Genomic DNA, 18,765 nt, shown 5'->3' on the forward strand with positions numbered 1-18,765 from the left:
GGCCCTCGGCCCGCGGTGCCGCGGCGGAACAACGCTCCGAGGTCAACAGCCGCTGACCGCGAGCGCCTCGGTGGCGACGGGGACCTGGGCCGGCACCCACGGCTGGTCCGGCGGGAAGTCGAGCACGAGGTCGATGCTGTCGATCGTGGTCGGGCAGAACGGCTCGGTGTCCCAGGTGACGACGCCGGCGACGCTGCTGGCGCCGATGGCTTGCGAGATCGGCACCATGAAGTCGAGGCAGTCAGCCGCGCCCTGCGAGACGGTGGCGCCCTGGTACCACCAGTCGGTCGGCAACATGAGCTGCGGCACCGGGCTGCCGCCGGGGCGGGCGAAGTGGATTTCGACGCAGAAGTCGTCCTTGAGCGCGGCCATGCGGACGTTGATGTGATCGAGGCCGCCGGCCCAGAACTGGGCGGCGAAGGCGACGTCGGGCGCACCGTCGGTCTCGCCGGTGGTCGTGGTCGTCGAGGGATCGGCGGTGGCGGTCTCGACGGGCCCAGTGGTCGCGTCGGTGGTCTCGCCGCCGGTGGTCTCGACGCCGGTGGTGGGCAGGGCGTCGGTGGTGGCCGAGGTCGGAGTGGTGGGCGAGGTTTCGCTGGCCACGGTGGTGGCGGTGGTGGGCAGGGCGTCGGTGGTGGCGGGCTCGGCGGTGGTGCTCGCGTCGCTCGAGGTTCCCGGCCCGGTCTCGCCGCTCGTGCCCGCGGTGGTGGGATCGGTGTCGGTGTCGCCGGGCGCCCCGGGGCCGCAGGCGAGGATGGTCGAAAGGACAGGTAATGTAAGGATCGCGGTGCGCATGGGGCGAGGATGCGCGCGGGCCCGCGGCCTGTCCATGCGCGCGCAGCGATCAGCAGCCCGCGATCGGCAGGTCGGCGGCCTGTACGAGCGCCTGCGCGGGCACCCACGGCTGCACCTGCGCGAAGGTGAACGCCATGTCGATGGCGAGCGCGCCAGGACAGGCCGGCAAGGCCGGCCATTCGCCCCAGCCCTCGGCGGTCTCGGCGGCGACGGCGTCGGCGAGCGGGCCGGTGAATTCGAGGCAGTCGGCGGCGCCCTGGGCGATCTCGGCGCTTTCGAAACCCCACTGCGGCGGCAGCACGAGGTCGGGATCGTCGTTGCCGATCGGCCAGGCGAACACGACCGAGGTGCACAGGTCGGCGTCGTGGTCGGCCTTGCGCACGACGATGCGGTCGAGCCCGCCGGGGAGGTAGATGGCGGCGAACTCGAGCGAGCCGGGCTCGCTCGTGGTCTCGCCGTCGCGGGTGGTGGTGAGGTCGGTGGTGGTGACGGTCGCGCCCGGGTCGGTGGTCGTGGTGGTGTCGCTGGTGACGGTCGCGCCCGGGTCGGTGGTCGTGGTGGTGGTGTCGCTGGTGGCCGTGGTGACGTCGCTCGTGAGCGTCGCGCCGGTGGTGGGGAGCTGGGTCGTCTCGGACGTCGCGGCGCCAGTGGGTGGATCGGCGGCGGTGGAGGTGGACGTGGAGGCGTCGGTGGTCGCGCCCGGCTCGGGGCCGCAGGCGAGGATGACCGAAAGGACAGGTAACAAGCGGGAGGGGTGGCGCATACGAGCAGGATCTGCCGGCCGCGAGGGGCTGTCGATGGACGTCTTCGCCGACAGGAACCTGGGCTCGCCGCGGTTGTCGAGGCCGGCGGGAGATCTTAGTTCCATGCCTGACGCTGACGCGAGGTGGAGCCGCACCAAGCGGCTCGGATTTTGTTCCTGGCGTTTTATCTGCTGTTCAACATCGTTCCGCACGGGCTCGCGGGGGTGCCGGTGGCCGGCGACTGGCTCTTGGAGCTGTGGCTCGAGCTATGGGGCGCGCTGATGCCGTTGCTCGGCAACGCGGCGCTCGGGATCGAGGGGCCGATCGAGGTGGTCCCGACCGGCAGCGGCGACATGACCTGGAACTACGTGCAGCAGTTCTGGTTCGTGGTGATCGCGGCGGCGGTGGCGGTCGCCTGGACGGTGCTCGAGCGCCGGCGCCGCGATCTCGCGCCGTTCCATGCGTGGTTGCGGATCGCGGTGCGCTACTCGCTGGCGCTGGCGATGTTCTCGTACGGGCTGGCCAAGTGGAGCGGCAATCAGTTCCAGCCGCCCGACGCGCTGCGGCTCGGCGAGACGTTCGGCGACGCGTCACCGATGGGGCTGGCGTGGACGTTCCTGGGCTTCTCACCGGCGTACTGCTGGTTCACCGGCCTGGCCGAGGTGCTGGCCGGGGCGCTGCTGGTCTGGCGGCGGACGGCGACGCTGGGCGGGCTTTTGGCCGCGGGGGTGATGGCCAACGTGGTGATGATCAATTTCTGCTTCGACGTGCCGGTGAAGCTCTACTCGTCGCTGCTGCTGCTGATGGCGGTGGTGGTGGCGGCCCACGACGCGCCGCGGCTGCTGGCGGTGCTGGTGTACAACACGCCGGCGCCGCCGGCCGACCTGAGCGCGCCGGTGCTGGGGCCGAAGCTGCGGGTGCTGCGGGTGGTCGCCAAGGCGCTGTTCCTGCTGATGGTGCCGGTGTCGTTCGTGATGCAGCGGGCCGCCGTGGCCGAGATGATGGCGATGGCCTCGTACGGGCCGCTGTACGGGCTGTGGGAGGTCGAGACGTTCAGCCGCGACGGCGCGGTCCGACCGGCCGACCCGAACGACGCGCTGCGCTGGCGTCGCTGTTCGTCGGCGACTTCCCCTACGCGCTGGTGCGCCCGATGACGGGCGAGCGCACGTTCTACGGCTTCGCGTCCGACCCGGCGGCGAAGACGATCACCCTCGGCGAGCACGGCGAGGCGCCGGCCGAGCACGTGCTGTCGTTCGAGCAACCGGCGCCGGACGTGCTCGAGCTGACGGGGAAGCTCGGCGAGGCGACGATCGCGGCGCGCCTGCGCAAGATCGACCTCGAGCACACGGAGCTGATGACGCGCGGGTTCCGGTGGATCAGCGAGCGGCCTCACAACCGCTGAAACCCCGGTATACGCCGGTCCGGCGCCGGGGGCGGCCGGCGCGGGGGTCTCGAAGGACATGTCTCGCCGCGTGCGTTCCGGCGCAGGCCTGGAGCGCAGCGAGGCGTGAGACCGAAGGGAGGCGGGGGATGTCTTGAAGGACATGTCTCGCCGCGCGCCCGCGTCGGCGAGCGGCTGCTCGCGCGGCCGGGCGCGGAGAGGCGAGGCCGGAGAAGCATGTCCTTCAGGTCATGTTCTTTCAGACCTGCGCGTTCAGACATGCCCTTCAGGGCATGTTCGATGGAGCATTTACGGAATGTCGACCACCGGGGTCGGGGTGGTCGACTGGCTGCCGGTGCCGCCGCCGAGCTGGCCGCGCTGGTTGCCGCCCCAGCACAGCACGCGGCCGTTCTGGCGCAGGGCGCAGGTGTGCTCGGAGCCGGCGCTGAGGCGGACGACGCCGTCGATGCGCGGGCCGGCGACGGGGAAGCGCTGGAGCTGGGTGCCGCGGTCGCCGAGCTGACCGGCGTTGTCGCGACCCCAGCAGTAGATCTGCCCGCCCGCCACCGCGGCGCAGGCGTGGGCCTCGCCGCCGGCGATCGCCATCGCCCCGCGCATGTCCTTGACCCGCACGCGCGCGACCGAGGCGATCGTGAGGCCGGCGCCGAGCTGGCCGTCGTCGGTGTTGCCCCAGCAGTAGACCTCGCTGTTGCTGGTGCGGGCGCAGGTGTGCAGGGCGCCGGCGGCGAGCTCCTCGGCGGGCAGCAGCTTCATCACCGGGACCACCGCCTGGCCGGTCTGGGTGCCGACGCCGACGAGGTTGCCGAGCTGACCCCAGCGGTTCTGCCCCCAGCACAGCGGGATCCGGTTCGCCTGCAGCGCGCAGCTGTGGACCTCGCCCATCGCAGATTGCGTGACCTGGCCGAACGACCCGTTGACGATCGTCGGCCGGTCGGCGTCCTCGATCTTGCCGACGGCGACCTGGCCCTCGGCGCCGCGGCCCCAGCACACGACCTGGCCGGACTTGCGCTGCGCGCAGGTGTGGTCGCGACCGGCGCCGATCTCGACCGCGTCGTTCAAGCCGGCGACCGCGACCGGGCGGGTGCGGGTCTGCTTGCTGCCGTCGCCGAGCTGGCCGCGGCCGTTCTGGCCCCAACAGGCGACCGCGCCGCTCTTGCGGCGGGCGCAGGCGTGGTTGCGGCCGGCGGCGATCTGGACCGCGTCCTCGATGCCGCTCACGTCGTCGGCGCCGCCGCGGTCGCCCTGCGAGCCGTCGCCGAGCTGGCCCATGTTGCCGGCGCCCCAGCACTGGACGGAGCCGCCGGACAAAGCGCAGGTGAAGTGGTCGCCGCTGGCGATCTCGCTGACCCCGGTCAGGTTGCGGACGCTGACCGCCACGCCCTCGGTCTCCTCGCCGGCGACGCCGTTGCCGAGCGCGCCGGCGCCGTTGCTGCCCCAGCAGACCACGCCGCCGCTCCGCAGCGCGGCGCAGGTGTGGTCGGCCCCGGCGGCGACGCTGACGGCCTGGCTGAGGCCGACCACCGCGGTCGCGGCCTTGCGATCCTCGGCGGTACCGTCGCCGAGCTGGCCGTTGGCGTTGTCGCCCCAGCAGCGCGCGGCGCCGTCGCCGGTGCGGGCGCAGGTGTGGGCCTCGCCCGCGGTCAGGGCCACGGCCCCGGCGACGCCGGCGATGTCGACCGGGAGCTTGCCGAAGCCGGCGCCCCAGCACAGCGCGCCGCCGCCGGCCTTGATCGCGCAGGTGTGGCCCTGGCCGGCCGCGAGCGCCTGCACGCCGTCGACCCCGGGGACCGGGCCGGGGGCGCGGGCGCTGCCGCGGTCGCCGAGCTGTCCGTGAGAACCTGTCCCCCAGCACATGACCTTTCCGCCCTGTACTCTCGCGCAGCTGTGCGCGCGCCGGCGACGACCTCGCCGGCGTTGGTGACCCCGGGGACGAGCGCGGGCGAGGCCCACACCTGGCGGCTGAGGTCGCCGATCTGGGCGTGGCGGTTGTCGCCCCAGCAGACGACCTGGCCGGTCTTGCGCACGGCGCAGGTGTGGCTCGGGCCGGCGGCGATCGCGGCGGCGTCGCCGAGGCCGCGGACGGCGGTGGGGCGGGCGCTCTGGGCCCCGGGGCGGCCGGCGCCGTCGCCGAGCTGGCCGGCGGCGTTGCTGCCCCAGCACTGGACCTGGCCGCTGCGCATGAGGGCGCAGCTGTGCTGGTCGCCGAGCGCGAGCTGGATGACGTCGCCGAGGCCGACCACCCGCACCGGGCGCGGGCTGTCGCGCAGGTTGCCGTCGCCGAGCTCGCCGCTGCCGCCCCGGCCCCAGCAGTCGACCGCGCCCGAGCGCAGGACGGCGCAGGTGTGGAGGCCGCCGGCGGCGACGGCGACGGCCGGGTCGGGGCCGGTCTGGGTGTTGTTCGGGACAGGTTGCGAAGGACCTGTCCCGGGGGACGTGTTCGTAGGGCCAGGTTTATTGGAGGAGGTCGGCGGGGCGGTCGGGTAGCCGCGCGGCCCGGTGGCGCAGGCGGCGAGGGCGAGGAGGCCCGCGGCGAGGCCGAGGGCGCGCGGGGAGCGGCGCATGCGGCGAGTATGCCCGGCCCGAGCCGGGCGCGGCCGCAAATCGCGGGCCCGCGAGCGCGGGCGCCGCAGGCAGGACGAGCCGTCGAGCAGAGCGACCGCGTGGACGGAGCCGATGCGCCGAAGCCAGCAGCGCGCGCGAGGCAGCGAGCGGGCGAAGCCTGGCCGCGAGGGCAGGCGCCTGCGAGCGGCGGACGCGAAGCCCTCGGCGGCGAGGGCAAACGCGAGCGCCCGTTCGGCGCGGCTGTTCCGCGGGCACGTGCGCGAGGCCGACGAAGCGAGGCGGTTCGCGGGAGCCACGTGCGGTCGCGGCGAGATCGAGGCGCCCGCGCCGAGGCTCAGCGGGCCACGGTGGCGGGCGCCTCGAGGGGCTCGCCCTGCTGGCCGGCGGCGAGGCCGAGGAGGGCCAGCATGCCGCGGCGGTAGCCCCTGGCGTCGGAGCCGAGGGCGCCCTCGGCGAGGCCGCGGATCTGCTTGTACGTGACGCCGCGCGCGTGCTCGGAGTTGCGCAGCTTCATGCCGAACATCGCGACCGCGGCGGCGAAGCGGAGGTCTTCGGAGGCGGCGTCGAGGGCGTGGCCCGGATCGGCGACCGGCATGGTGAGCTGGCTGCCCTCCCCCTCGGGCTGCTTGTAGCGCAGCTTGACGTGCATGAGCTCGGCGCTGGCGGAGGCGGGCGCGGGCGCGGCCTTCGGCTGCTGATAGCGCAGCGGGTCGACGCCGGGCACCGCACCCTCGGCCCCGGGCGGCAGGACCTCGTACAGCGCGGTGACCGTGTGGCCGGCGCCGATCTCACCGGCGTCCTTGCTGTCGTCGTTGAAGTCCTGGTGGGCGAGGACGCGGTTCTCGTAGCCGACGAGGCGGTAGGCGCCGACCTTGAGCGGGTTGAACTCGACCTGGATCTTCACGTCCTTGGCGATCGTGACGAGGGTGGCGCCGGCCTGCTCGACCAGGACCTTGCGCGCCTCCTGCAGGCCGTCGATGTAGGCGTAGTTGCCGTTGCCCTTGTCGGCCAGCATCTCCATCGTGCTGTCCTTGACGTTGCCGGTGCCGAAGCCGAGCACCGACAGGAAGATGCCGCTGTCGCGCTTGCGCTCGATGAGCCGCTGCAGCTCGCCCTCGCTGCTGACGCCGACGTTGAAGTCGCCGTCGGTCGCCAGGATCACGCGGTTGATGCCGCCCTTGCGGAAGGCCCGCTCGGCCAGGGCGTAGGCGGCCTCGATGCCCTGGCCGCCGTTGGTCGAGCCGCCGGCGTAGAGGGCGTCGATGGCGGAGACGATCTTGTCGCGGTCGGCGGTCGGCTCGAGCACGACGCCCGCGGCGCCGGCGTAGACGACGATGCCGACGCTGTCGACCGGGCGGATGTCGGCGACCAGCATGGCCAGCGAGCGCTGCAGCAGCGGCAGCTTGTCGGGGCTCGACATGCTGCCCGACACGTCGAGCAGGAACACCAGGTTGCGCGGCGGGATCTCGGCCGGCGCCAGCGACTTGCCCTTGATCCCGATCTGCACGAGCCGCGCCTGGTCGTTCCACGGGCAGGCCGCGACCTCGGTCCGCACCGAGAACGGCTGCCCGCCCGCGGGCTCGGGGTAGGCGTAGGTGAAGTAGTTGATCATCTCCTCGACGCGGACGGCGTCGGCCGGCGGCAGCTGGCCGTCCTCGAGGAAGCGGCGCACGTTGCTGTACGAGGCCGTGTCGACGTCGATCGAGAAGGTCGAGAGCGGGTCGTCGGCGACCCGCTTGAACGCGTTCTCGGCGATGTGCGCGTAGCTCTCGGTGTTCGGCGCCTCCATCGCGGCGGCGGCCGCCGGGGTCGCGTAGTAGCCCCCGCTCATGTCCGCGTGGGACGGCCGCTTCGCGCAGGCCGGATGGAGGAGCAGCAGGGCGACGACGGAGAGCAGGCGCGGGCGGTTCATGCAGCCGCCCGAACGCCAGGGTCTCGCGGGCTCTTACAGGGGCTCGCGGGGCGCGGACGCGCCCGCGCGGCGGGAATCAAATGTCTCTCGGGACATGTTCGAAAGCCAGTCGAAGACGGCGCGCGAGGACGTTGTCGCGACCGGGCGCTGCGCGTCGTGCAGGCGCAGCACGGCGCGAGGAGGCTGGCGGGCGAGGTGCTCTCCTGCGAGCATCAGGCCGGCGCGGGTCGAGGCGCCGACAAACGCGGGGCGAGGTCCGCACTCGTGGTCGGCGTGGGCGCCGTCGCCGCGCTCGAGAGAGGCGATCGTCGCGCGAGACGAGGTCGCCGCCGCACCGCGCTCGCGAGGCGATCGTGGCCGCGAGACGAGGTCGCCGCCGCCACCGCGCTCGAGAGGCGATCGTCGCCGCGAGACGAGGGCGCCGCCGTCACCGCGCTCGCGGGAGGCGATCGTCGCGCGAGACGAGGTCGCCGCCGTCACCGCGCTCGAGAGAGGCGATCGTGGCCGCGAGACGAGGGCGCCGCTGTCACCGCGCTAGCGAGAGGCGATCCTCGCCGCGAGACGAGGTTGCCGCCGGCACCGCGCGCGAGAGGCGATCTTCGCCGCGAGACGAGATCGCCGCTCGGGGCGACGACGGCGCGGGCGCGCGGATCGAAGGGGGCGCTCGCGTGGCGTGAGGGTCGACGCCGTCGTCCGTGGGCGGACCCAAGCAAGAGGCCCGAGTCTTGCGACCCGGGCCTTCTTACTTTGTTGTCGGGGTGAGAGGATTTGAACCTCCGACTCCCTGGTCCCGAACCAGGTGCGCTACCAGGCTGCGCTACACCCCGAAGAGGAGGCCGGGTAGATAGCGGAAACGAGGCGTCCGTGTCAAAGGGTAAAACGTGATCGAACTCGCGGGTCACGGGGGCGAAACGGGCCCAGGAGCGAGAATCGAGCCGAGCGCGACGCCCGCGGCTCGAGAGCCGCGAGTGACGCGATGGGCGCAGGGAGATCGCGCTGCCAAAGGGGCTCGGAGGGCCCGCGGAGGACCGTGAAAACTGGGCCGGCGAGCGCCGCGCCTCAGGTGACGATCGAGATCTCGTAGGGGCCGACCCAGATCTTGTCGTTCTCCTCGAGCTCGACCGGGCGCTGGACGGGGGTGTCGTTCACGCGCACCGAGCCGTCGCCGATGATCGGCCGGAGGAACGGGTGGTTCGGGATCCCGCTCCACTCGAGCACGGCGTGAACGCGCCGGATGTGCTGCGAGTGGTGGTCGGGCAGCATGATCTCGCAGCGCTCGCCGCTGCCGATCCGGTAGCTGCCCGGGAGGAACATCCGCTCCTCGACGCCGCCCTCCGGCCAGCGCAGGCGCAAGGTCGCCGCCACCGGGATGCCGAGCTCGCGGTGCAGCACCTCGCCGAGGATGTTGGCCAGCACCCCGGCGTCGTGCGGGCGCCGCTCCGGCTCCTTGTCGAGCGAGGCCATGAGCCCCTTGACCAGCGTCCGCGGCAGGCTCTCGCAGCCCTCGTGCTTGTCGATCGGCACCACCGGCATGCTCGCGTGCGCGTGCAACCATCGCACCGGCTTCTCGCGGTACTCCTCGCGCACCGCGTTGAGCGGGCGGTCGCCGTGGAACGGCGATCGCGCCGACAACAGCTCGTAGAGGATGGTGGCCAGGCTGTACACGTCGCTCGACGGCGACAGCACGCGGGTCTTGAGCTGCTCGGGCTGACAGTAGTGCGGCGTGCCGACGACCATGTGGATCTGGGTCGCGTTCATGCCGATCACGCTCTTGCCGTCCCACGAGCGCGCCAGGCCGAAGTCGAGCACTTTGATCTGCCCGTTGTCCTGGACGAAGATGTTCTCGGGCTTCACGTCGCGGTGGACGATCCCCTGCGCGTGCGGCTCCGCCAGGCCCAGGCAGGCCTGGTGCACGATCGTCACCGCCTGCGCCGGGTGCAGCGGCTGGTCGAACTTGTGCCACGTGTTGAGGGTCTGGCCCTCGAGGTAGTCCATCAACATGTACACGTGGCCGTCGGGCCGCAGGCCGCAGTCGAAGGTGCGCACGACGTGCGGGTTGGTCAGCGAGCGCAAGATCGTGATCTCGCGGAGCGCCCGCTGGGCCTGGTCGCCCGAGGTCACCGGCTCGCGCGTGAGCTTCAGCGCGAGCGGCTTGTCGTAGCCGCGGACTTCGACCTTGTACACGCTCGCAAAGGCGCCGCTGCCGAGGACCCGCAGGATCTTGATGTTTCCGGCGTAGACATCCCCGGGTTGAAGTACAAGCGCCATAGCCCGCACGAAAACTATCACGAGGGCCCCGCGAGACAGCAAGGGGGCCCGCGAACGAGCCGCCGGTCCCATGAACACACACCTGCCGAGCCGACCCACCCCCGAAGGCACATCGGGTAAAGCCCGGAAATTACGCCGATTTCGCGCCTGAGCCCGTCCCTGCGGCCTGCGCTGATTGCGACCGACGTCGACGGAACGTTGACCCGGGCCGGGAAGCTGGACACAGCGGCGCTGGCGGCGATCACCCGCCTGGTCGCCGCCGGGGTCGCGGTCATGCCGGTGTCGGGCCGGCCTGCGGGCGAAGTCACGGGACTGTGTCGTTACCTGCCCGGCGTCACGCGTGGACTGGCCGAAAACGGCTTGCTCGAGGTGATCCCCGACCGGGCGCCGCGCTGGCTCGGCAGACCGACCGACAAGCCGCGGTTGCGCCAGGTCGGCGAGCGCCTCAACGCCGAGCACGACGCCCGCCTGCGGCTGACCGGCGACGACTTCTGCCGACTCGGTGACATCGCCTACGAACGCGACGGCCGCGACGAGCCCGAGCTGGTGCGCCTGCGCGACCTCGCCGCCGAGATGGGCGTCCACCTCGTGTGGTCGAACGTGCATGTGCACCTCGCCGAGTCGGTGCCCGACAAGGGCGCAGCGGTGCTGCAGATGGCCGCCGAGCTGGGGCTCGATCCGCGGGCGATCGTGACGATCGGCGACGCGCCCAACGACGCGGGCCTGTTCGTCGGCGGCCGCTTCGGCGCGACGGTGGGGACTGCGGACATCGCCGGGCAATTGCAGTACCTGCCCGAGGCCCTGCATTCATCACCCAGGCCCGCGAGGGCGCCGGCTTCGTCGAGATGGCCGAGGCCGTCCTCGCGGCCGTCGCCGCCGGGGCGTGAGGGCCCCTACGCGAGAAATCGCCGGTCCGTGAAACCAGGCGCCGGTTGCGGAGGTCGCAAGCCCTCGCCGCGCGGTCCACCGAGCGCGGGAGCGCTGCGACGATCCGCGGCGATCTCGCCGCTTTCGTGCTATGCCGCGGGGCGTAAGGCCCGGACATGCTGAGTTCGCCCGCCCCCACGAGGATCCGTCCGTCGCGTCGTTGGCTGCTGCTCTCCCTCGCGCTCGGGCTCGGCTGTCAGGCCAGCGCCGGCGGCGTCGAGAAGAAGGCCGCGGACGCCGAGGTGGTCGAGCAACCGAGCCCGGTCGTCGTCGGCACCGTCGAGCGCGGCGCCATCACGGCGACGATCTCCGCCGCCAGCACGATCGAGGCCGAACGCCAGGTCACCGTCCACTCGGAGTCGGTCGGCAGGCTCGTCGACCTCACGGTCGAGGAGGGCGACAAGGTCAAGGAAGGCCAGGTGCTGGCGAGGATCCGCTTCGACGCCCAGGCCAACTCGCTCCTCCGCGCCAACACCTCGCTGGCCAAGGCGCAGACCGACTTCCAGCGCATCGAGCAGCTCTACAACGAGCGCGTGCTCGGCAACGAGGAGTACCAGAAGGCCAGAAACCAGCTCGACATCGCCGAGCTCGACCTGCGCGACCGGGCCCGCGAGATGAAGAACACCAAGGTGACGGCGCCGTTCTCCGGCACGGTCACCGTGCGCAAGGTGACCGAGGGCGGCTTCGTCACCAACGGCGCCGAGCTGCTGCAGGTGACCGACTTCAACACGCTGGTCGCCCGCGTGTTCGTGCCCGAGAAGGAGCTCGACCGCGTCAGGGTCGGGCAGGAGGCGCTGGTGGTCGGCAAGGCCGCGAAGGGCCGCAAGGGCACCGGCAAGGTCCTGCGGATCTCCCCCACCGTCGACGCCGGCACCGGCACCGTCAAGATGACCGTCGCGCTGCCGCAAGAGCTGGCCGGCGGCCAGGGCTTTCTGCCCGGCATGTACGCCGAGGTCACGCTGACCGTCGATCACCGCGAGGACGTCGCGCTGGTGCCGAAGGGCGCGATCGTCCACGACGAGGAGCAGACCTACGTGTTCGTGCCCGAGGGCGACAAGGCCCGCCGCGTGCGCGTCGAGCTCGGGCTGCAGGACGCCGAGCGCGTGGAGATCGTCAAGGGCCTCGGGGCGGGCGACGCGGTGATCGTCGCCGGTCAGACGGGCCTCAAGGACGGGGCCAAGATCGTCCGCGTCGACATGCAGGGCCGGCCCGAGGGCGGCGACGCCAAGGCCGCCGAGGACAAGCCCGCCGAGGCGAAGGTCGAGGCCAAGGCGGACGACGCCAAGGCCGCCGCCGAGCCGGACGCGAAGGCCGAAGAAGCCAAGGCTGCCAACAAGGAGAACTAAAGCCGTGGAGCCCGTTCGTCCGGAGTCCGGCGACCTCAGCGGCGGCCAGGGCCCGCGAGATGGAGCGCTACCGCTTCACGGTCACGCGGCCGGTCGCGGTGTTGATGGTGTTCCTCGCGGTGGTGGTGTTCGGCGCGTTCAGCATCCGCCTGCTGCCGCTCAACCTGATGCCCGACATCAGCTATCCGCGCCTGACGGTCCGCACCGAGTACCCCGGCGCGGCCCCGGCGGAGGTCGAGAACAATGTCTCTCGGCCCATGGAGGAGATCCTGGGGGTGGTCACGGGGCTGACGCGCATCGACTCGGTGTCGCGCGGCGGCTACAGCGACGTGATCCTCGAGTTCGCCTGGGACACCGACATGGACGAGGCGAACCAGGACGTCCTCGAGAAGATCGACGCGATCAAGCCGACGCTGCCGACCGAGATCAAGCAGCCGCTGATCCTGCGCTACGACCCCACGCTCGACCCGGTGCTGACCCTCTCGATCCACTCGCTGATCGAGCCGGACCTGACGGGGGCGCCCGGAAAGGTCGACGACCCGTTCGCCGGCACCTCCGGGCTCAAGTACCTGCGGCGGATCGCCGACCGCGACATCCGTCGCTTGCTCGAGCCGCTCGAGGGCGTGGCCGCGGTCAAGGTCAAGGGCGGCCTCGAGGAGGAGATCGAGGTCCGGCTCGACGAGGACCAGCTCGGCGCACCAACATCAACATCGACACCGTCATCAAGCGGCTGCAGGCGGAGAATATCAACCTGGCCGGCGGCAGCATGCGCGACGGCCGGACGCGCTACCTGGTGCGCACGGTCAACGAGTTCCGCGACCTCGACGACATCCGCGACCTCGTGGTCGTCTCGCGCGACGGCAAGGACATCAAGCTGCGCCACCTCGCCGAGGTCCGCAGCGGCTTCAAGGACCGCGACGTGATCACCCGCGTCGACGGCCGCGAGGCGGTCGAGATCGAGGTCCACAAGGAGGCCGACGCCAACATCGTCGACATGGCCAAGCGGGTCACCGACGCCGTCGAGCAGCGGGTGCAGCCGCGGATCCTCAAGGAGTACGGGGCCCAGGTCGACATCCTCACCGACCGCTCGAAGTTCATCGAGTCGAGCATCGACGAGGTCCGCGGCACCGCGCTGTCGGGCGGCATCCTCGCGGTCATCATCCTGTTCCTGTTCCTGCGCGACGTGAAGACCACCCTCATCGTCGCCGTCTCGATCCCGATCTCGGTGCTCGTCACCTTCGCCCCGCTCAACATCGCCGGGGTCTCGCTCAACATCATGAGCCTGGGCGGCCTGGCGCTCGGCATCGGCATGCTGGTCGACAACTCGATCGTCGTGCTCGAGTCGATCCACCGCTGCAAGGAGGAAGGCGACGACTACATCCGCGCCACCGTGCGCGGCGTCTCCGAGGTCGGCAGCGCGGTCGTCTCGTCGACCCTGACCACCGTCGCGGTGTTCTTCCCGATGGTGTTCGTCGAGGGCATCGCCGGGCAGATGTTCGGCGACCTCGGCCTGACCGTGGTGTTCAGCCTGCTCGCCTCGCTGGCGGTGGCGCTGTTCTTGATCCCGATGCTGGCCTCGCGCCGGTTCGTCGGCGGTCCGCCGTCGAACGAGAGGCCCGCGGTCGGCTTCTGGCGCTCGTTCGGCCGGCTGTGGCTCGACTGGGAGTCGCTGCGTGACCTCCGGCGGGCGATCCGCCCGCGCTGGTGGTGGCTCACGGTGGTGCCGATCGTCTACGGCCTGCTGCGCTTCGTCCTCCACTTCGTGTTCGAGCTGCTCGGCAAGCTGTTCACCGCGCTGTTCCTGCTGCTCAGCTATCTCGGCGTGCGGGCGGTGCGGGCCGGCGGCTGGCTCTGCGCTGGCCGCTGATGCCGGTGCTGTTCCTGTTCGACGGCCTGCTGCGCCTGCTCGAGGCCGGCTACCCGAAGCTCATCCGCTGGAGCCTGCGCAATCGCTTCGTCGTCTACGCGCTGACTCTCGGCGCGGGTGCGGCCACCCTGTGGGCCGCGCCCCGGCTCGACAGCGAGCTCATCCCCGAGCTGCACCAGGGCGAGTTCACGGTCGAGATGAGCCTGCCGGTCGGCACGCCGCTGCTCGCCACCAACGAGACCACGGCGCCGCTCGAGCGCCAGCTGCTGGCCAGCATCCCCGACCTGCGCACCCTCATCACCACGATCGGCAGCCAGCGCGACTCGAGCGAGGCCGGCGAGCGCGGCGAGCACACCGCCCGCCTGCGCGTCGCGCTCGGCGAGAAGCGGGCGCCGCCGAAGGTCGACAAGGCCGAAGGGGCAGGTTCCGAGGGACAGGACGCGAAGGACAGGCCCGAAGGGGCAGGTCCCGAGGGACAGGCGAAGCCGGAGAAGAAGCTCGACCCGGCGGCCGCGGAGGAGGCGGCGCTGGCGGTGATCCGGCCGCTCGTGCGCGGGGTGCCGGACGCGATCGTGCACGTCACGCGGCCGGTGCTGTTCTCGTTCGCCACGCCGATCGAGGTCCAGGTGCGCGGCTACGAGCTCGACGAGCTGCGCGAGGCGACCGACGCGGTGCGCGACGAGCTGGCGGGGATCGCCGACCTGCGCGACGTCAAGACGTCCATCCTGCCGGGCAGCCCGGAGGTCCAGATCGTCTACAACCGCGACGCGCTGGCCCGCCTCAACCTCGACATCCGCTCGGTCGCCGAGCTGGTGCGCAACAAGGTCCAGGGCTTCGAGGCCACCAAGTACAACCGCAAGGACCGCAAGATCCCCGTGCGCGTCCGGCTCAAGGACATCGACACCGCCACCGTGCGCGAGCTCGAGGACCTGGTGGTCAACCCGGGCCAGGCGCGGCCGGTGCCGCTGTCGGCGGTGGCCGAGATCACGCTCGGGCGCGGGCCCAACGAGATCCGTCGCATCGGCCAGCAGCGGGTCGGCCTGGTCACGGCCAACCTGGCGGGGTCGGGCCTCGGCAGCGCGGCGCGCGAGATCGACGAGCGGCTGGCCAAGCTCAGCTTGCCGGCCGGGGTGACGACGGCGGTGACCGGTCAGAGCGAGGAGTGGGAGACCTCGTCGCGCTCGCTGTACCTGGCGCTCGGCCTGTCGATCTTCCTCGTCTACGTGATCATGGCCTCGCAGTTCGAGAGCCTGATGTACCCGATGATCATCTTGATCACGATCCCGCTGGCGCTGGTCGGCGTGGTGTGGACGCTGCTGCTGCTGAACGTGCCGGTCAGCGTCCTCGTGATCCTCGGGCTCATCCTGCTGGCGGGCATCGTCGTCAACAACGCGATCGTGCTGGTCGACTACGCCGGCCAGCTCAAGGAGCGCGGGCACAGCACCGACGACGCGCTGGCGCTGGCCGGGCAGGTGCGGCTGCGGCCGATCCTGATGACGACCCTGACGACGGTGCTCGGCCTGGTGCCGATGGCGCTCGGCCTCGGCGACGGCGCCGAGCTGCGCACGCCGATGGCGATCACGGTGATCGCGGGCCTCAGCTTCTCGACGCTGCTGACGCTGGTGGTGATCCCGACGATCTACGCCGGGGTCGACCGCATCTTCGGCGGCGGCGTGCCGGAGTCGCGCGAGGTCAAGCTGTTGCGCGAGGTGCGGGCGGTGACGGCGGAGCAGCTGGCCCCCGAGGTCGAGGTGCCCAAGTGAGCGGCTCGTCCGTCCCGGGGCCGGACTTGCGCGACAACGGCATGGTCCGCCTGTCGCTGGTGCGGCCGGTGACGATGATGATGGCGCTGCTCAGCGCGGTGGTGATCGGCGTGGTCGCGTTCTTCGGGATCCCGCTCGAGTTGATCCCGTCGGGCTTCTCGCCGCCGTTCCTGATGATCGAGGTGCCGTACCCGAACGCGACGGCGCAGGACATCGAGGACCGGATCACGCGGCCGCTCGAGCAGTCGCTGGCGACCACGCCGGGGCTCGAGGAGATCAGCGCGACCTCGCGGGCCGACCGCGCCAGCGTGACGCTGGTGTTCGAGGGCGAGACCGACATGGACGTCGCCTACCGCGAGGTCCGCGACCGGGTCGCGCGCGCGGCCGAGCTGCCGAGCGACGTGCAGCGGGTGCGGATCAACAAGCAGTCGGGCGCGGGCATCCCGGTGGCGTTCTACAGCGTGACCTGGGACGAGTCGATCGACCTGCCGCGCGACCGGGTGCAGAAGCACCTGGTCCGCGCCATCGAGCGCATCGACGGCGTCGCCCTCGTCAATCTTTGGGGCAAAGAGGATCGCGAGATCCGCATCGAGCTCAACCGGCCGCTCGCCGAGGCGGCCGGGGTCAACATCTTCACGCTCGCGCAGAAGCTGTCGCAGGCCAACTTCAACCTCGCCAGCGGCGAGATCCGCGACCCCGACGGGCGCTTCGTGGTCCGCTCCCTGGCGACCTACCAGACGGTCCAGCAGCTCGAGGACACGATCGTCGGGCAGAAGAACCTGCGGCTCAAGGACATCGCCGACGTCGTCTACGACTACCCCGAGAGCGACCGCATCGACCGCTTCAACGGGCGGCCGTCGATGGTGCTGTTCGTGCTCAAGGAGTCGCAGGCCAACACCGTCGAGGTGTGCGACAAGATCCGCGAGGCCGTCGAGGCGGCGGTGCGTGAGCCGGGGCTGTCGGGCTTCGACGTCAAGGCCTTCTTCATGCAGGGCGACGCGATCCGCTACTCGCTCAACCAGGTCACCAGCTCGGGCCTGCAGGGCGGGGTGCTGGCGATCGTGGTGCTGCTGTTCTTCCTGCGCCGGGTCCGCCTGACGCTGCTCATCGCCGCCTCGATCCCGCTGTCGATCTTCCTGTCGCTGCCGGTGATGTACTTCCTCGACCAGTCGATCAACATCATCTCGCTGCTCGGCCTGATGATCTGCGTCGGTCTGGTGGTCGACAACTCGGTGGTGGTCGCGGAGAACATCGACCGCTACCGCGAGCGCGGCATGGGCCCGTACGCGGCGGCGCTGCACGGGGCCTCGGAGGTCGCGCTGCCGATCACGCTGGCGACGCTGACGACGATGATCGTGTTCGCGCCGGCGGCGCTGCTCAGCTCGGGGCCGACGCAGTTCTTCATGATCCGCATGGTCACGCCGGTGTGCGTGTCGCTGCTGGCCAGCCTGTTCGTGGCGCTGGTGCTGGTGCCGATGACGAGCGCGATGGCCCTCGGCACGCCGGACCCGCTGCGCCGCCGTGACCGCCGCTGGCGCGCCGTGCTGGCGGTCGACGCCTGGTGGAAGCAGTGGATGGGCCGGCTGTACACGGCCACGCTCGGGCGGGTCAACGCGTGGTACGGGGCGCTGCTGCGCGGCAGCCTGCGCCGGCGCATCGACGTGGTGATCCCGTCGCTGCTGATGCTGGCGGCGACGTGCGCGATCCCGATGCAGCACGTCAAGTTCTCGAGCGGCGAGAACATGGGCACGCGCAACTTCTGGGCCTACTACTCGATGCCGTCGGACATCACCAAGGCCGAGGCCGAGAAGTTCTTCGGCGAGGTCGAGAGGTCGATCGCCGAGGTCAAGGACCAGTACCGGATCTCCGGCCAGTACATCGGCTTCGACGGCAGCTTCGCCCAGGTGCAGGTGTTCTTCGAGCCGCAGGAGCCGGGCGAGCGGCCGTTCAACGAGGTCCGCCAGGAGGTCTACGACAAGATGCCCAGCCGGCCGGGCTGGGTGAAGGAGGCCCGCTTCGGCGGGGCCGACGGCGGGCAGGACAACACCTTCATGGTCACGCTGTACGGCGACGACCACCGCTCGGTGCAGGAGGCCCGCGAGACGCTGCAGACGGCGCTGTTGCAGCAGCCGGGGGTGCTCGGGGTGTCGAACCGCGGCTCGGACGCGGTCCGCCGCGACGAGCTGGCGCTGGCCGTCGACCGGACGATGACCGAGCGCTTCGGCATCCCGGCCGGCAACATCGCCAGCTCGATCGCCTACGCGATCCGCGGGCAGGTGCTGCCGCGGTTCCAGAGCGCCACCGAGGACCGCGAGATCGAGGTCCGGATCCGCTACCGCAAGGAGGACCGCGAGCAGCTCGGCGAGCTGCTCGAGTTCAAGGTGCCGAGCGAGAAGAAGCCGGGCACGGTGGTGCCGGTGCGGGTGCTGACCGAGATGACGGTGCAGAAGGGCGAGCAGGCGCTGATCCGCAACGACAAGCGGGTGGCGGCGCTGATCCGGCTCGAGCTGGCCGAGGACGACCGGCTGGCGGTCATGGACAAGCTGCGCAAGTTCATCGAGACCTACCGCCTGCCCGCCGGCATCAGCTTCGACGCCGACCGTGACACCCGCGAGACCGACACCCTGCGCAACGACATGGTCGGGGCGATGATCCTGTCGACCGCGTTCATCTTCCTGGTGATGGGCTTTTTGTTCGAGAGCTTCATCCTGCCGATGAGCGTGCTGCCGTCGATCCCGCTGTCGTTCATCGGCGTGTGGTGGTTCTTGATGCTGACCGGCTCGCCGATCGACGCCCTGGCGGTGATCGGGATCCTCCTGCTGCTCGGGGTGGTCGTGAACAACGGCATCGTCCTGGTCGACTTCATCAACAGCGCCCGCGCCTCGGGGCTGTCGCGCGAGGAGGCGATCGTCCAGGCCGGCATGCAGCGGTTCCGCCCGATCTTGATGACCGCGCTGACCACCGTCGGCGGCATGATCCCGCTCGCGTTCACCACCCCCAACGGCGAGGGCCTCGACTACGGCCCGTTCGGCAAGACCCTGGTCGGCGGCATGACGACCGCGACGGTGCTGACCTTGGTGGTCGTGCCGGTCGCGTACACGTACTTCGACGACCTCCGGATCGCCGCCGGCGAGTGGGCCCGCCGAGTGCTGTGGCGCCGCCGCTGAACGGTGATAGGTT

Annotated in this window: 11 protein-coding genes, 1 tRNA gene and 3 pseudogenes; 7 read left to right on the forward strand and 8 right to left on the reverse strand. The window is 71.3% G+C overall.

The features are described 5' to 3' along the window. Positions 1-42: 42 nt before the first annotated feature. Both OV079_RS47745 and OV079_RS47750 read right to left on the reverse strand, forming a co-directional pair. The gene (locus OV079_RS47745) at positions 43-795 is read right to left on the reverse strand and encodes a hypothetical protein (protein WP_267776793.1); all 753 of its coding nucleotides are present in this window, start codon (positions 793-795) and stop codon (positions 43-45) included. Positions 796-844: 49 nt separating this feature from the next. Continuing rightward, positions 845-1,558: a hypothetical protein gene (locus OV079_RS47750; protein ID WP_267776795.1), complete on the reverse strand. Its 714-nt coding sequence runs from the start codon at positions 1,556-1,558 to the stop codon at positions 845-847. 150 nt (positions 1,559-1,708) lie between these two features. On the opposite strand from OV079_RS47750, the gene OV079_RS47755 reads away from it, so the two are divergent. Next, a complete protein-coding gene (locus tag OV079_RS47755; protein WP_267776796.1) occupies positions 1,709-2,692 on the forward strand; it encodes a hypothetical protein in 984 nt (327 codons plus the stop codon). Further along, entirely contained in the window at positions 2,689-2,940 is a 252-nt protein-coding gene (locus OV079_RS47760; RefSeq protein ID WP_267776797.1) for a hypothetical protein, read from the forward strand. The genes OV079_RS47755 and OV079_RS47760 overlap by 4 nt, the downstream gene beginning before the upstream one ends. A gap of 288 nt (positions 2,941-3,228) precedes the next feature. Here OV079_RS47760 and OV079_RS47765 read toward each other — a convergent pair whose 3' ends face one another. The 6 genes and pseudogenes from OV079_RS47765 to OV079_RS47785 form a co-directional block, all read right to left on the reverse strand. Further along, positions 3,229-4,710 carry an RCC1 domain-containing protein gene (locus tag OV079_RS47765; RefSeq protein ID WP_420829596.1) on the reverse strand — a complete coding sequence of 494 codons (1,482 nt, stop codon included), beginning with the start codon at positions 4,708-4,710 and terminating at the stop codon, positions 3,229-3,231. An 18-nt stretch (positions 4,711-4,728) separates the two neighbouring features. Next, positions 4,729-4,794, reverse strand: a pseudogene (locus OV079_RS59825) (hypothetical protein); the annotation flags it as partial. Positions 4,795-4,925: 131 nt separating this feature from the next. Then, a pseudogene (locus OV079_RS59830) lies at positions 4,926-5,501 on the reverse strand (RCC1 domain-containing protein); the annotation flags it as partial. A 335-nt stretch (positions 5,502-5,836) separates the two neighbouring features. After that, a complete protein-coding gene (locus tag OV079_RS47775) occupies positions 5,837-7,414 on the reverse strand; it encodes a vWA domain-containing protein (RefSeq protein ID WP_267776799.1) in 1,578 nt (525 codons plus the stop codon). Between the two features lie 753 nt (positions 7,415-8,167). Continuing rightward, a tRNA-Pro gene (locus tag OV079_RS47780) sits at positions 8,168-8,241 on the reverse strand. 232 nt (positions 8,242-8,473) lie between these two features. Further along, positions 8,474-9,682: an FHA domain-containing serine/threonine-protein kinase gene (locus OV079_RS47785; protein ID WP_267778815.1), complete on the reverse strand. Its 1,209-nt coding sequence runs from the start codon at positions 9,680-9,682 to the stop codon at positions 8,474-8,476. Positions 9,683-9,880: 198 nt separating this feature from the next. Here OV079_RS47785 and OV079_RS47790 point away from each other — a divergent pair, with 198 nt between their 5' ends. The 5 genes and pseudogenes from OV079_RS47790 (at position 9,881) to OV079_RS47810 (ending at position 18,752) form a co-directional block, all read left to right on the forward strand. Further along, the gene (locus OV079_RS47790) at positions 9,881-10,732 is read left to right on the forward strand and encodes an HAD family hydrolase (RefSeq protein ID WP_267776801.1); all 852 of its coding nucleotides are present in this window, start codon (positions 9,881-9,883) and stop codon (positions 10,730-10,732) included. Then, complete coding sequence (locus OV079_RS47795) at positions 10,726-11,955, forward strand: efflux RND transporter periplasmic adaptor subunit (protein ID WP_267776804.1); 1,230 nt, start codon at positions 10,726-10,728, stop codon at positions 11,953-11,955. Before OV079_RS47790 ends, OV079_RS47795 begins: the two co-directional genes overlap by 7 nt. A 104-nt stretch (positions 11,956-12,059) precedes the next feature. Further along, positions 12,060-13,822 (forward strand): annotated as a pseudogene (locus OV079_RS47800) (efflux RND transporter permease subunit). Then, positions 13,822-15,585, forward strand: a complete 1,764-nt coding sequence (locus OV079_RS47805) for an efflux RND transporter permease subunit (RefSeq protein WP_267776807.1) — start codon at positions 13,822-13,824, stop codon at positions 15,583-15,585. The pseudogene OV079_RS47800 and the gene OV079_RS47805 overlap by 1 nt, the downstream one beginning before the upstream one ends. After that, entirely contained in the window at positions 15,582-18,752 is a 3,171-nt protein-coding gene (locus OV079_RS47810; RefSeq protein WP_267776809.1) for an efflux RND transporter permease subunit, read from the forward strand. The genes OV079_RS47805 and OV079_RS47810 overlap by 4 nt, the downstream gene beginning before the upstream one ends. Positions 18,753-18,765 lie beyond the last annotated feature (13 nt).

The sequence above is a fragment of the Nannocystis pusilla genome (assembly GCF_026626665.1).
In the GTDB taxonomy this organism is placed as follows: domain Bacteria; phylum Myxococcota_A; class Polyangia; order Nannocystales; family Nannocystaceae; genus Nannocystis; species Nannocystis pusilla.